Source organism: Methylobacterium sp. CB376, assembly GCF_029714205.1.
In the GTDB taxonomy this organism is placed as follows: domain Bacteria; phylum Pseudomonadota; class Alphaproteobacteria; order Rhizobiales; family Beijerinckiaceae; genus Methylobacterium.
In genome coordinates this window covers 680,234-692,123 of sequence record NZ_CP121648.1, presented here as the reverse complement: position 1 = coordinate 692,123, position 11,890 = coordinate 680,234, and the positions used below count along the sequence as shown (strand labels likewise).

The following is an 11,890-nucleotide window of genomic DNA, read 5'->3' as shown; positions in this document are numbered from 1 at the left end:
CTTGGGATACGGGACCCGCGTCGATCAAGCGGATCCCGGATCAATCCTCCGGCTCGACGCAGGTCTTCATGAAGAGCTGGCGCGCCTCGCCGCGCAGCCGCTTGGCCTCGGCCTCGCCGCGGCACTGGGCGAGCACCGCCGGGTCGACGCCCGGAAAGCTCTCCTCGCCGGCGGGTTCGGGGCGGCCGGCCGGCTTGGCCGGTGCGTTCCTGGCCGGGGCGTCCTTGGCGAGGGTGTCCTTGGCGAGGGCGTCCTTGGCCGGGGCGGCGGACAGGCCGGCCAGGAGGGCGGCGGCGGCGAGCGCCGAGCGGGAGTGCGTCATCGACCATGCTCCGAGCGTCCGGGGGCCGGCGGCGGATTCCCGCGCCGGCCCCGCCAGGCGGGCGCATGCTCGGAGGCGTCTGTGGCGAAGGTTCGGCGCGGGCGCCGCGCGGCGCGTGCGCCGCGGCACGGCCGTCCGGCCCGGCGCGCGGGAGAGTATCCCGGTCAGCCACCGGGGCGTCGGGCCCCGGGACAGCCGCCGCGCGAGGCTCCGATGCGACACGGATTGCATTCCGCCCCGGTTCTTCCGCCCGCCGCCGAGCCGCCCGCCCCGGCGGCCCGCCCGGCCAGCCCGCTTCCCGCCTTCCTGACGCCCCGCCCGCCGCTGCGCCGCTTCGGGAGCGCGTGGGACGCCGTCCTGTCGGGGATCGCCGACGGTCTGGCCGAGCGGCTGCGGCCCGAGCCGCTCGCCGAGGCGCCCGCCCTCGTCCGCGAGGCGCACCGCCTCGTCCGCGAGCCGCCCGCCCCTGCGGCGGGGCCGGCGGGGCGCACCGAGCCGGCGTGAGGTCAGGGCCGGGCCGGCCAGCCGAGGTCGGCCCCCGCCATCATGCTGACGGGCACGCCCGGCCGGCCCCGCGCCGGGTTCGGGCCGCTGGGCGCCGGGGGAGTGACGGCCAGCAGCAGCAGGCAGAGCAGCCCCACCGCGGTGAGGCCGAGGATCCCGCCGACGAGGTCGGCCCATTTCTCGAGCCGGGTGATGACGAACAGCCCCGCCGCGAACACGGCGGTGACGATCAGTGGGAGCAGCGGCGACGGCGACACCTGACGAGATCCTCGGCACGAGCGGGGAGAGGCGTGGGAACGCCCCTGACGGCTCCGGGATCCCGCCGGGCGACGATCGGGCGCCGCCGCGCCTACTCGGCCGCCGCGGCCGCGCGCCGCTCCGCGGCCTTCCGGCTGCGGATCTGGCCGAGGCCGAGCACCCGGGCGAGGTCCGAGCGGCGCTGGGCGTAGACCTCGGCCACCATCGGGTAGTCGGGGGGCAGGTTCCACTTCCGCCGATACTCTTCGGGGCTGAGGCCGCGCGCCGTGAGGTGGCGCTTCAGCGACTTGTAGGGCTTGCCGTCCTCCAGCGAGATGATCGCATCCCGCGTCACGGTCTTCTTGATCGGGATCGGCGGCACCGGCGCCTCCGCGACCGCGGGCTTGGCCGGGCCGCCGAGCGTCGCCAGGGTGCTGTAGACGCTGCGCACGAGGTGGGGCATGTCGGACGCGCGCAGCGCGTTCCCCGTCACGTAGGCGGTGACGATGCCGGCGGTCAGCCCAGCCAGCGCGCCGCTGTCCGGCGCCGTCGATTCCGCTTTGATCTCGCTCATTCGGTCACCCATTTCCGGTCGACTCCATTCGGGGATGACAGGAAAATCGACCTCGGTGCCAATAATTATCAGAATTCTTGTGAAATCATAATCTATCGCAGGATTTAATCCGTTCGAATTAGATCGAAGGAAGCGCCGCCCGGAGAGGACATGACCTTGGGGAGGCCGGAGGCGCTGGTGTGCCTGGCGGGCGAGCGGGCGGCACGGATCCTTTGGCCAAGGATCCTTTGGTCAAGGATCCCTGGGCCAAGGATCCCCGGGCCAAGGATCCCTCGGCCAAGGATCCTTGGGCGATGGGCAGGTCTTCTCGCGCCCGGGGCCGCCGCCGGCGCCCGCCAGGAGCGCGGCGCCCGCCAGGAGCGCGGCGCGGGTCGGGAGCGGAGGCGCCGGGCGCCCCGCCGCTCCGTGCCGGAGGGCGGCGCGCCCGGCCTCGCGTCCGGCGGGCCGGATCAGCAATCGTCCTTCTGTCCGAGCTTCTGGTCGGCCCCGGCATTGTTCATCGCGCCGACCGTGCCGGGCGAGGCGGGCTGCTGGCCGCCCGCGAGGTTCTTGCTCGCCGGGTCGGTCTGGTTGCCCCTGGCATCGGCGCTGGAGCCGCCCTTGTCGCCGGTCGCCTGACCGGCGCCGACATTGTTCATCGCCCCGACCGTCCCCGGGGAAGCGGGCTGCTGGCCGCCGGCCAGGTTCTTGCTGCCCTTGTCCACGTCGGAGCTCGACGCGTTCGTCGCGTGTTGCTCGGGCGACTTGCCCTTGGTCGTTCCCGTATTGCACGGGCCGGCCAGAACCGAACCGGCGCTCAGCGTGAGAATGGCTGCGGCCGTCAGCAGAGTCGGTACCTTCATGACGTCTTCCTCCTGCCGTCGATGGCGAGGAAGAAGCGGGTGAATGGCGGTCCGGTTCCTTGCCGCGCCCCGGACTTATGGGGGCGGGGTGCCCTTCCCAGGCCGCCGGCCGGTTGGTATGTGGTATTCCAACGCGGCCCGCAGGAGCCCCCGCATGACGCTCGCCGTCCCGCTCGCCGAGGCCGCGCTGTTCACCCTCGGCTGCGCGGTCATCCACGCGCAGCGCGACCGACCCGAGCGGCTGACCCGCACACTCGCCGTCCTGGCCTGCCTCGCCTTCCTGGCCGTGGTGGCGCTCGCGACCCCGGGGCCGAACCTCCGGGCGGGGGCGGTCGCCGAGATGGGAGGCGTGCTGCCTCTCTCGGGCGAGCCCGCGCAGGACCCGCCCTGACCGGCGCGATCAGCGCGCGCGCCGCCGCCGGCGGGGCCGCCGGGGCTCGTCGGGCACGATGGCGGCGCGGCAGGCCGGGGTCAGCCTCTGCCGGTTGTGCAGCAGGCAGGCCTTCACCCGCACCGCGTCCGGGATGAAGGGGCCGCACAGGCTCATCGCGTCCGGCGTGCAGGCCTGCCGCTGCTCCGGGGTGCCTTGCGCCAGGGCGGGGGCCTGCAGGGCGAGGAGGCCCAGGACGGCGGCGGTGATGCGTGGAGTCATGGGGCTCCTCTCGGGGCGCGGGTCGCGGCCAGGGGCCGCGGGCGACCGCGATCATAGGGGCCCCGGGCCGGAAAGCGAGGCCGTCGGCTGCGGCGCCCGGGAGGTGCACTGCCCCGGCGGTGCGGCCCGTTCCGGCGCGGGTTCAGGCGGGTTCCGGAACGCCGCCCGCCGGCCCGGCGCGGCGGCGCGGCGCGGCGGTCCGGGCGGGGTGCGGGCGGGCGGGCACCGGTGCGTCCCGGGCGAGGAGCGCCCGGATCTCGCCGCGGGGGAGGGGTGGGCTGATCAGGTAGCCCTGGACCTCGGCGCAGCCCGCCTCCCGCAACAGCTCCAGCTGACCCCGCGTCTCCACTCCCTCGGCCGTCGTGGTGATGCCGAGGCCGGCGCCGAGGCTCGTGACGGCCCGCACGATCGCCAGCGCGTCGGGGCGGACCGCGAGGTCCGCCACGAAGGCGCGGTCGATCTTGATCCTGTCGAACGGGAAGGCGCGCAGGTAGCTCAGCGAGGAGTAGCCGGTGCCGAAATCGTCCATGGCGATGCGCACGCCGCGCTGCTTGAGCCGGTGCAGGACCGCGAGCGTCGCCTCGCTGTCCTGCAGGAGCACGCCCTCGGTGATCTCGGGTTCGAGGCGGGAGGCCGCGAGCCCCGCCTCGTCGAGGGCGGCGAGGACCGATGCCGCCAGGGCGGGGTGGCGGAACTGCACCGGCGAGAGGTTGACCGCGATGCGCAGCGTCTCCGGCCAGCGCGCCGCCTCGCGGCAGGCCGCCCGCAGCACCCACTCGCCGAGCGGCACGATCATCCCGGTCTCCTCGGCGACCGGGATGAAGTCGGAGGGCGGGACGAGGCCGCGCACGGGGTGGCGCCAGCGCACCAGCGCCTCGAACCCCGCGATCCGGTCGCTCGCCAGCGTCAGGAAGGGCTGGAAGTGCAGCTCGAATTGCGGCGAGGCCAGGGCCGCGCGCAGGTCGAGCTCGACGGCGCGCCGGGCCTGGACCGCGACGTCCATCTCGGGCTCGAAGAAGCGGTAGGCGCCCCGCCCCTCGCCCTTGGCACCGTAGAGGGCCATGTCGGCGGCCCGCATCAGGTCGGCGGGGAGCGCGCCCGGGCTCGGCGCGAGGGCGATGCCGATGCTCAAGCCCACGTTCACGCGCTTGCCGTCGATGGCGAAGTCGCGCCCGACCGCCTCGATCAGGCGCCCGGCGAGTGCGCCCGCCCGCTCGCGGCTGGCCGGCTGCAGGACGACGGCGAACTCGTCCCCGCCGAGGCGGGCCAGGAGGGCGGTGCCGGCGGAGGCCGCGCGGCCGATCTCGTCGCCGAGCCGCGCGGTCACCTGCTTCAGGAGCAGGTCCCCGACCGCGTGGCCGAGCGTGTCGTTGACCGCCTTGAAGCGGTCGAGGTCGAGGCAGAGCACGGCGGCCGGGCCGGCGGCCGGGATCCGCGCCAGGGCCTCGGTCAGGCCCTCGTGCAGCACGGTGCGGTTCGGCAGGCCGGTCAGCGCGTCGTGGCGGGCCATGTGGACGATCTGGGCCTCGGCCCGCTTGTGGGCGGACACGTCCTCGTGGACCGTGACGAAGCCGCCGTCGGGGGTCGGCGCGCAGGTGACCGCGATGGTGCGGCCGTCGATGAGCTGCTCGTCGCGGCGGTAGCGGGACCGGCTGGCGAGCCGCCGGGCCACCTCCGCCCAGACCTCGTCCGCGTCGAGGCCGGGGAAGTTGCCCACCGCCACCCGTTCCCGGATCAGCTGCTCGGCCGTGAGGCCCGGGCGGACCCGCTCCGGCCGCAGCCCGTAGAGGTCGAGGAATTGCCGGTTGAGGAGCGTGATCCGGTGCGCGGCGTCGAACAGGACGAGCCCGTGCGACATGTGGGTGAGGGCGGTGTCGAGCCAGCGGTTCTGCTCCGCCATCCGGGCATCCGCGCGCTTGCGGTCGGTCGCGTCCTCGTGGACCATGACGAAGCCGCCGTCGGGGGTGGGCGTCACGGTGAGCGCCACCGTGCGCCCGTCGGCCAGCCTGCGCTCGGCCCGGCGCGGGACCCGCCGGGCAAGGTCCGCCGCCACGGCGGCCCAGGCCTTGTCCGGGGTCTTGCCCGGAAACAGCCCCCGGGCCGCGCAGGCGCGCACCAGCGTCTCCAGCGGCTGCCCGACCCGAAGGTCCCCGGCCGAGAGGCCGTAGAGGTCGAGGAACCGCCGGTTGAAGGCGGTGATCGCCAGCGTCTCGTCCAGCATGAGGACGCCGTCGGCGATGTGGGCGAGCAGGGTCTCGGAGCGCCGCCGCTCCGCGGCGAGCCGCGCCTCCGCCCGGGCCTCCCGCGCGTCGCGCGCCTCGATCTCCGCGGTGACGTCGCAACCGACGCCGCGATAGCCCTGGAAGGCGCCCTCCGCGGACAGGACCGGCGCGCCCGCGAGCCGGAACCAGCGGGTGCGCCCGTCCGGGTGCTGGTGGGCCAGGACCGCGTCGCGGAACGGCCGGCGGGCGGCGAGCGGCGCGAGATCGCCGACCGGATCGCCCGGCCCGTCGAGGCCCGGCCAGGGACGCCCGAGGCATTCCCCTGCGGAGCGGCCCGTCAGCTCTTCGAAGCGGCCGTCGAGCGACGACATCCGCAGGTCGGCATCGGCCTGCCAGAACCAACTTGGGTTCAAGCGGTCGTCGCAACACCATCTTGCACGGCAGCCAGCACAGCGTCGAGCGCCTCTGCCGGCGTCTTCCAGTTCAGCGTCTTGCGCGGTCTGCTGTTGAGGGCTGCGGCCACAGCAGCAAGATCGTTCGCGCTGTGGGCGCTCAGATCCGTTCCTTTCGGGAAGTACTGTCGCAGTAACCCGTTCGTATTCTCGTTCGTCCCCCGCTGCCAGGGTGAGCGTGGATCGCAGAAGTAGACCTGCAGACCCGCGTCGATCCGCAAGCGCGCGTGCTCGGCCATCTCGGTACCCTGGTCCCAGGTCAACGAGCGCCGCAGCTGCTCGGGCAAGCGCGCGATCGTGCCGGCGATCGCCTCGCGCACCGCCTGGGCCCCGTGCCCCGCCAGCGCCGGGCCGTTCTTCGCACGCGGTGTCACCCCATGGCCGTCCATCGGCGGAAGATGCAGCAGCATCGTAAAGCGCGTCGTGCGCTCGACCAGGGTCCCGATCGCCGAACTCTTCAGACCCAGGATCAGATCTCCTTCCCAGTGCCCCGGCACCGCGCGGTCCTCCACCTCGGGCGGACGCTCGCTGATGAGCACCTCGGGGGTGACGAACGACCTGCCTCGGCCCAGGCTGCGGGCCCGCGGCACACGCAAAGCCCGTCCTGTGCGAAGACACGCGGTCAGCTCACGCTTCAGCGCGCCCCGGCCCTGGATGTAGAGCGCCTGATAGATCGCCTCGTGACTGATGCGCATCGTCGTATCGCCCGGAAAGTCGAGCCGTAGGCGCTCGGCGATCTGCTGCGGACTCCAGGATCGACCCCATCGCCGGCTCTGGCGTCGCCCGTGCCGCCGTCCCTTCCAGGCAACGCTAGGGCCAGGCAGAGCGCTCCCGCCCGGTGTCGCGACAGTTCCGGCGAGCCGCTCCTGCACGTACGTCCGCAGCGCTGCGTTCCCCGCCAGTTTTGCTGGCTTGGGCCGGCGTGCCGCGCGTTCAGCGTGCCACTGCGCGGTCGTGGCGCGATAGTCCAGGCCGCCACTGCGGGTCGCCGCATTGCGGCGCAATTCCCGCGAGATGGTCGACGCCGCCCGTCCCAGACGCCGAGCGACGTCCCGGACCCCGTGACCTTGCGCTTGTAGGATCGCGATCTCCTCCCGCTCAGCCAACGACAGGTAGCGCGCAGAAGGCGACTTGGATGATGGTGACAGGTGGGAAGGTGCCATTCCGCCTGCTGTCCGGAACCACCGCGAGCCGACCGGTGGCGAGATCCCGAGCTTCATCGCTGCGACCTCGCTGGAGAGACCCTGCGCGAGGAACGCCCAGAACCCCCGCCGCGTCTCGCGCAGACCGACCCCGGGACGACCCGGTGACCGCAGCTTCTCGCGAAGTGCCCGATCCGAACGCCGCCGACCTGCCATCACAACCGCCCTCCGCCAAGCCGTTGCGACGACCACTTGAATCCACCCAATCCGCACCGATCGTTGCGATGACATCGAGAAGCATGAAGCGATCGTGATCCCGCCGCCCTAGCGTTCCACCGGCTTGCTGAAAACTTTCTTAGTCTGTTGCGTGATTCGGAGCGTAAATCCACCCGGACGGAGGCGCGGCACGACGAAAAACCGGGACGGCGCGATCGGGCGGCCGGGATTCAGGCGGCGCGGGCGATCAGGCGCCGCAGCAGGGCGCGGACCCGCCGCGCCGTCGCGGCGGCCATGCCCCACGCCCGCGTCGCCCGCGCATAGGCGAGCAGCGCCCCGCGCACCCGCGCCGCGAAGCCGATCGCGACCGCGAACCAGCCGATGGTGAGGAGCTTGGCCCTTCCCGCGTGGTAGATGCGCTCGACCAGCACGAAGCTCACCAGGTAGGCCCCCGCCAGGAGCGCGAGGCCGCGGCCGGGACGGCCCTCGGCGATCCAGACCACGCCGACCAGCTTCAGGGGCTCGACGCCCAGGAACGGGACCGCCAGGAGCGCCAGGATCGCGAAGCGGGGCAGGCGCGCGACGCCGGCCTCCAGGCGCCGCACCAGGGCGAGGCGCGACAGCGCCTCGTAGAGCGGGCGGTAGAGCGGCCGCAGCAGCTCGATGCCGATGACGAAGGCCGCGACCGCGACGTCGGCGAGGGCGATCAGGGCGCGCAGGGGAAGCGATCGTGAGGGGGGCATGTCCGCTCCGAGGGGACGGCGAGGCCGCGGCCGCAGGCCACCACGCCATCGCGGCATCCCTGCGGCAGAGCCGAGCGGCCGGCGATGCGCCGCGTCCCGCGCGGGGCCGGGCGCCTCCACGACGCGACGCGGCCGGCCCCAGCCCCCGACGGGGCCCGGACCGGCCGATGCGACGTGTGCGTCGGGACGAAGGCGGCCCGCCCCGGCGGACCGCGTCCCGGACGCGGCGGCGCCGGGCGCAGCCGCCGGGGGCTCGGCTCAGAACCGATAGGTCACGCCGGCGCCCACGATCCACGGGTCGAGGTCCACCCGGCCGCGGATCAGGCCCGGGCTCAGCTTGACGTGGGTGTCGAGAAACACCTTCTTCACGTCGACGTTGATGCCCCAATGCGCGTCCAGCATGTAGTCGAAGCCGAACTGGACGGCGGGCGCCACGCTGTTCGAGAGCTTGAAGCTGGTGAAGCCGAGGCGCTCCTGCTCGCCGAAGAACACCGAGTAGTTCACACCGGCGCCGATATAGGGCTTGAACGGCCCGAAATCGGTGAAGTGGTACTGCAGCGTGAGGGTCGGCGGCAGGATCCAGGTGCTGCCGATGCGCGTCCCGGCGAGGGCGCCGGTGCCGCGGACGCCGTGACGGGTCACGCCCAGGATCAGCTCGGTGGCGATGTTCTTGGTGAAGAAGTAGGAGATGTCGAGTTCGGGGATCACCGAATCCGTGACCGCGACGCCGGCGCCCACGATCGGCGCGCCGCGCGCCGAGAGGCGCGCGCCCGGATCCGGCACCACCGCCAGGGCCCGCAGGCGCAGCATCCAGGGCGACCAGAGCGCGAGGTCGGGAACGGGGGGCGGGGCGGCCGTGGAGGGAAGGTCCGCCGCCTGGGCCGTGGTCGCGGCGAGGACGGCCGCTACGGCGGCGAGGATCCGCTTGGACATGGTGTGCCTGTTCTTGCTCAAGTGAGATCGGCCGGCGCAGGCGCGTCGGATGGCGCAACCTGACGCAGGTGGAGCGGAGCATTCTTTGATCCTGATCAAACGGTCAAGCTTGCGGTGACCATTGTGGCTCGTCGGCAACAATGGGGGCGGGCTGCTTCGGCCGGTGTGCCTCCTCGGCAACAATTCGGGCGGGCCGCGCCGGCTCAGGATGCCGGGGCGCCGCCCGCGTCCCGCGCCCGACCGGCCGGCGCCTGCGGCGAATCGGGCGGGCACCGGTGCGACTCGCCAGAGCGTTGATTTATTGCTAAGCCTTCCCTCGCTTCACCCCTGGAAGCGGCCGCACTCAAGCACCCGGAGAGTGTCGCATATGTTGGTTCGACGCGTTGCGGTTCTCGGAGCTGTGTCATTGCAGCTGTGCGGCTGCTCAAACCTTACGGCATTGAGGTTCAATTCCGCAGATGTCCAGGGATATCGGACCGTCGAGGAAGCGCAAGCCGGTGATGCCGACGAGACGCAGCCGCGGGAGCCGTCCCCTCGCCGGTCGAGGTCCGCTGGTGCGAGGCAGGTCATGGCGAACGCCGTCGACCCGTTCGCGGCGCTGCGCCGCTCCGAGGCCGACCGCGCGCGCTGGTCGAAGGAGCGGCCGACCGACTTCGCCAAGCTGATGTGGCGGTCGGACATCGCGCAAGCCGGCCGGGCCGGCGGCCGCGTCCCGGAGGACGTGCCTCAAACCTCAAACATCCCGAAGGACAAGAGCGGCAGGACGGTGCGCGATCTCGCGGAGGACCGCTACAGCGGCGAGGTCAGGCTGGACCAGCTTGAGAAGACGTCCCAGAAGACCATGAAGCCGATCTGCAACGGGTGCTGACGCGGCGGGCCGAACCTCCCCGGCCCGCCATGGGCGCACCGGCCGCGCTTCCTCCATCGTTCGGATGACGCAGCGGGCGCCAGGCGCGGCTAAAGTCGTACGACTTTGGTTGTAGGACGGAGGATCCGATGCTGGCGATCTCGCGCCTCATCTTCAATCAGAACACCGTCGTGATGCTGTGCGCCCTCGCGGTCGCGCTGGCCGTCTTCGGCGCGCTGAGGGCCGCGGTCCCGGCGCGGGCCTTCGCCGGCGAGGGCCTGCACGAGGTCGCGCGGAGCGACGGCACCTGCGGGATCACCGCCATGGGCGACGTCGCCTTCTGCGGGCCCTGACCGCTCCTCCGGAAGCCGGCCCCCTCCGGACCCTGACGGACCCGGTCGGCCGCGGCGTCGCGGGCCTGCGCTCAGGCCGGCTCCGTCCGGGCCGGGCCCTCGGCGATTCGGATCTCCGCCTCGCTGGCCCCGACCTTGTCCGTGACGACCTGCGGGCAGCGCAGGCAGGCCGCGTCGCCGTGCTCGTGGTGCCAGCGGCAGGTCGGCCGGATCTGGCACGGCGGCGGGCCGCTCACGACCGGCGGCAGCGAGGTCACGATGCGCTGCCCGAGGGTGCAGGCGCCGTTGTAGTGCCGGCAGGCCGCCTTGGCGCAGGGCGCGGCGATCCGGAACAGCTCGGTCGGCTTCGCGTCCCCGGCCTTCGCCAGCACCTCCGGCGCCGCCTCGACCGGCGCCGTGAGGTAGCCGATCCTGCGCTCGGCGAGGGGCCCGGTCGCGACCCCGAAGATCCGGCTCGCGCGGGAGCCCGGCTGAGCACTGGGGCAATCGATGCGGGTGGTCATGGTCCGGGCTCCTGCTGGCGGGCTCTCGGCGGATCTCGGTCCGGTCGCCCTCAGCGCGCCTGCAGGCCGCCGAGCGCCCCGAGCGGTCCGAGGGGGCCGATGATCACCCCCATCGTGCTCGTCGGGTTGCGGAGCCCGCTGAGCGTGTTCGACAGGCCGCCCGTGGCGAGCACGCCGCCCACGGCGGCGTCGAGTTCCTCCGGGGTCAGGACGACGGGGGCGGGGAGGGAATCCTGCTCGGGCGCGGCGCTCCGCGCCTCCTGCCGGGCCGTCTTGGTCTCGAAGCTGTGCGTCATGGTTGGTCTCCTGTGCGAGAAACGGACCGGGTCGGTCCCGCCCGTCACACAAGAAATGTAATACTGATAATGGAGACGGCATGTGCATCAGAGCACGTGCGCGACTAAATCAGCCATGATACTGGATTTAGATCAATCTTGACGGGAGCAGGATCGGCGCATGGCGCCGATCAATACCGCTTGCCGCCCGTGAACAGGATTGGTGATGCGTGCGCCATCACCGGCGCGAAGACGTCGTGAGTGCCGTCAGCGTTGTGCCGGAGTGGTGGCGCCTCACGGCGCGAGTCCGCACGGGAGAGGATGGCGGATCTGAAACCGCGGGCAGCCGCAATCTCCGGCGATGTCTCGTGTGAGACGGTGAAGATCTCTCGGATTCAGGCGCAGCTGTCCGGCTTGGCCCTGCCGCGAGGGGGCGTGAGGGAGGGGCGATGAGGCGGGCCGGTGATGGCACCCGCGCCGTTCGTCAAGATGAGGAGGGGGATGCCACGGGCCGCGCATCGGTCCCGGGGGCCGGGGGCGACCCGCCCGTGCGGGACCGGGCGCCCGGGCGATGAGGGTCCCCGGCGCTCCCCGTCATCCGACATCCGACGGATTGCGTCGCCATCTCCCATTTCGGCCATGCGGATGTCGGCTTCGCTCACGCGCCGCGCGGGCTGGTCATCCGCTGTCCGGACGTGATCGTCCGGACAGCGCATCAGAGCTCCAGCCGCTCGAAGGCGGCGCGGCCGGCGGCGTTGATCCGGATCGAGCCGGTCACGCGATCGTGCGTCACCCATCCCCGGGCGACCAGGCCCGGCACGAACAGGTCGTCGTCGGGCAGCAGGTAGGGATCGCCGTCCAGTTCGGACAGCGAGATCCAATCGCCGACATGGTCGAGCAGGTTCAGCAGGCGACGTAGCTCCACCCTCATGCCTCAGGCTCCCTCCTGCGGGTCGTCATCCTGCAGTCCAACGCCGAGCTTGGGCCGAGAGATCCTTATCGGTGCGGGGCCGACGCGAAGAAAAGCGAAGCCGGCCCGGCGCCCGTGGGCGGAGCAAGGCTCCGCCGGGAGC

General features: G+C 72.8%; 16 protein-coding genes. 4 read left to right on the top strand and 12 right to left on the bottom strand.

Features of this window, described 5'->3' with window-relative positions; all coding sequences use genetic code 11:
- Nucleotides 1–40: 40 nt before the first annotated feature.
- A complete protein-coding gene (locus QA634_RS02990) occupies nucleotides 41–322 on the bottom strand; it encodes a PsiF family protein (RefSeq protein WP_012330568.1) in 282 nt (93 codons plus the stop codon).
- A 213-nt stretch (nucleotides 323–535) separates the two neighbouring features.
- On the opposite strand from QA634_RS02990, the gene QA634_RS02985 reads away from it, so the two are divergent.
- On the top strand, nucleotides 536–826 hold the full coding sequence (locus tag QA634_RS02985; protein WP_265576513.1) for a hypothetical protein: 291 nt from the start codon (nucleotides 536–538) through the stop codon (nucleotides 824–826).
- Between the two features lie 2 nt (nucleotides 827–828).
- On the opposite strand, the gene QA634_RS02980 is transcribed toward QA634_RS02985, so the two are convergent.
- From QA634_RS02980 to QA634_RS02970, 3 genes are all read right to left on the bottom strand, one after another.
- On the bottom strand, nucleotides 829–1,083 hold the full coding sequence (locus tag QA634_RS02980) for a hypothetical protein (protein ID WP_012330566.1): 255 nt from the start codon (nucleotides 1,081–1,083) through the stop codon (nucleotides 829–831).
- Nucleotides 1,084–1,175: 92 nt separating this feature from the next.
- The gene (locus tag QA634_RS02975) at nucleotides 1,176–1,637 is read right to left on the bottom strand and encodes a MucR family transcriptional regulator (protein WP_043700758.1); all 462 of its coding nucleotides are present in this window, start codon (nucleotides 1,635–1,637) and stop codon (nucleotides 1,176–1,178) included.
- 449 nt (nucleotides 1,638–2,086) lie between these two features.
- Nucleotides 2,087–2,479: a hypothetical protein gene (locus QA634_RS02970; RefSeq protein ID WP_012330564.1), complete on the bottom strand. Its 393-nt coding sequence runs from the start codon at nucleotides 2,477–2,479 to the stop codon at nucleotides 2,087–2,089.
- Nucleotides 2,480–2,633: 154 nt separating this feature from the next.
- Between QA634_RS02970 and QA634_RS02965 the strand changes: the two genes are divergently transcribed.
- Nucleotides 2,634–2,870 carry a hypothetical protein gene (locus QA634_RS02965; protein WP_018262702.1) on the top strand — a complete coding sequence of 79 codons (237 nt, stop codon included), beginning with the start codon at nucleotides 2,634–2,636 and terminating at the stop codon, nucleotides 2,868–2,870.
- Nucleotides 2,871–2,879: 9 nt separating this feature from the next.
- Here the strand turns inward: QA634_RS02965 and QA634_RS02960 are convergent, their stop codons facing one another.
- From QA634_RS02960 to QA634_RS02940, 5 genes are all read right to left on the bottom strand, one after another.
- Nucleotides 2,880–3,131, bottom strand: coding sequence for a hypothetical protein (locus QA634_RS02960; RefSeq protein WP_012330562.1), 252 nt, complete (start codon nucleotides 3,129–3,131; stop codon nucleotides 2,880–2,882).
- A 142-nt stretch (nucleotides 3,132–3,273) separates the two neighbouring features.
- Nucleotides 3,274–5,724: an EAL domain-containing protein gene (locus QA634_RS02955; protein WP_050777460.1), complete on the bottom strand. Its 2,451-nt coding sequence runs from the start codon at nucleotides 5,722–5,724 to the stop codon at nucleotides 3,274–3,276.
- Between the two features lie 38 nt (nucleotides 5,725–5,762).
- Nucleotides 5,763–7,163, bottom strand: coding sequence for an IS30-like element ISMtsp4 family transposase (locus QA634_RS02950; RefSeq protein ID WP_012330561.1), 1,401 nt, complete (start codon nucleotides 7,161–7,163; stop codon nucleotides 5,763–5,765).
- Nucleotides 7,164–7,393: 230 nt separating this feature from the next.
- The gene (locus QA634_RS02945) at nucleotides 7,394–7,906 is read right to left on the bottom strand and encodes a hypothetical protein (protein ID WP_012330560.1); all 513 of its coding nucleotides are present in this window, start codon (nucleotides 7,904–7,906) and stop codon (nucleotides 7,394–7,396) included.
- Between the two features lie 258 nt (nucleotides 7,907–8,164).
- Complete coding sequence (locus tag QA634_RS02940) at nucleotides 8,165–8,839, bottom strand: OmpW/AlkL family protein (RefSeq protein WP_012330559.1); 675 nt, start codon at nucleotides 8,837–8,839, stop codon at nucleotides 8,165–8,167.
- Nucleotides 8,840–9,407: 568 nt separating this feature from the next.
- Here QA634_RS02940 and QA634_RS02935 point away from each other — a divergent pair.
- Entirely contained in the window at nucleotides 9,408–9,707 is a 300-nt protein-coding gene (locus QA634_RS02935; RefSeq protein WP_012330558.1) for a hypothetical protein, read from the top strand.
- Between the two features lie 128 nt (nucleotides 9,708–9,835).
- Nucleotides 9,836–10,039: a hypothetical protein gene (locus QA634_RS02930; RefSeq protein WP_012330557.1), complete on the top strand. Its 204-nt coding sequence runs from the start codon at nucleotides 9,836–9,838 to the stop codon at nucleotides 10,037–10,039.
- Nucleotides 10,040–10,110: 71 nt separating this feature from the next.
- Here QA634_RS02930 and QA634_RS02925 read toward each other — a convergent pair whose 3' ends face one another.
- The 3 genes from QA634_RS02925 to QA634_RS02915 form a co-directional block, all read right to left on the bottom strand.
- Nucleotides 10,111–10,542, bottom strand: a complete 432-nt coding sequence (locus QA634_RS02925) for a hypothetical protein (RefSeq protein ID WP_012330556.1) — start codon at nucleotides 10,540–10,542, stop codon at nucleotides 10,111–10,113.
- A gap of 50 nt (nucleotides 10,543–10,592) precedes the next feature.
- Nucleotides 10,593–10,838, bottom strand: a complete 246-nt coding sequence (locus QA634_RS02920) for a hypothetical protein (RefSeq protein ID WP_012330555.1) — start codon at nucleotides 10,836–10,838, stop codon at nucleotides 10,593–10,595.
- A gap of 694 nt (nucleotides 10,839–11,532) precedes the next feature.
- On the bottom strand, nucleotides 11,533–11,748 hold the full coding sequence (locus tag QA634_RS02915; RefSeq protein ID WP_012330554.1) for a hypothetical protein: 216 nt from the start codon (nucleotides 11,746–11,748) through the stop codon (nucleotides 11,533–11,535).
- Nucleotides 11,749–11,890: the final 142 nt, after the last annotated feature.

Excerpts from the sequence above, each read along its gene's own strand:
- QA634_RS02950 (WP_012330561.1), bottom strand. The coding sequence starts at position 7,163 with ATGGCAGGTCGGCGGCGTTCGGATCGGGCACTTCGCGAGAAGCTGCGG.
- QA634_RS02990 (WP_012330568.1), bottom strand. The coding sequence starts at position 322 with ATGACGCACTCCCGCTCGGCGCTCGCCGCCGCCGCCCTCCTGGCCGGC.
- QA634_RS02965 (WP_018262702.1), top strand. The coding sequence starts at position 2,634 with ATGACGCTCGCCGTCCCGCTCGCCGAGGCCGCGCTGTTCACCCTCGGC.
- QA634_RS02975 (WP_043700758.1), bottom strand. The coding sequence starts at position 1,637 with ATGAGCGAGATCAAAGCGGAATCGACGGCGCCGGACAGCGGCGCGCTG.
- QA634_RS02945 (WP_012330560.1), bottom strand. The coding sequence starts at position 7,906 with ATGCCCCCCTCACGATCGCTTCCCCTGCGCGCCCTGATCGCCCTCGCC.
- QA634_RS02955 (WP_050777460.1), bottom strand. The coding sequence starts at position 5,724 with ATGTCGTCGCTCGACGGCCGCTTCGAAGAGCTGACGGGCCGCTCCGCA.
- QA634_RS02930 (WP_012330557.1), top strand. The coding sequence starts at position 9,836 with ATGCTGGCGATCTCGCGCCTCATCTTCAATCAGAACACCGTCGTGATG.
- QA634_RS02970 (WP_012330564.1), bottom strand. The coding sequence starts at position 2,479 with ATGAAGGTACCGACTCTGCTGACGGCCGCAGCCATTCTCACGCTGAGC.
- QA634_RS02940 (WP_012330559.1), bottom strand. The coding sequence starts at position 8,839 with ATGTCCAAGCGGATCCTCGCCGCCGTAGCGGCCGTCCTCGCCGCGACC.
- QA634_RS02985 (WP_265576513.1), top strand. The coding sequence starts at position 536 with ATGCGACACGGATTGCATTCCGCCCCGGTTCTTCCGCCCGCCGCCGAG.
- QA634_RS02960 (WP_012330562.1), bottom strand. The coding sequence starts at position 3,131 with ATGACTCCACGCATCACCGCCGCCGTCCTGGGCCTCCTCGCCCTGCAG.
- QA634_RS02915 (WP_012330554.1), bottom strand. The coding sequence starts at position 11,748 with ATGAGGGTGGAGCTACGTCGCCTGCTGAACCTGCTCGACCATGTCGGC.
- QA634_RS02935 (WP_012330558.1), top strand. The coding sequence starts at position 9,408 with ATGGCGAACGCCGTCGACCCGTTCGCGGCGCTGCGCCGCTCCGAGGCC.
- QA634_RS02920 (WP_012330555.1), bottom strand. The coding sequence starts at position 10,838 with ATGACGCACAGCTTCGAGACCAAGACGGCCCGGCAGGAGGCGCGGAGC.
- QA634_RS02925 (WP_012330556.1), bottom strand. The coding sequence starts at position 10,542 with ATGACCACCCGCATCGATTGCCCCAGTGCTCAGCCGGGCTCCCGCGCG.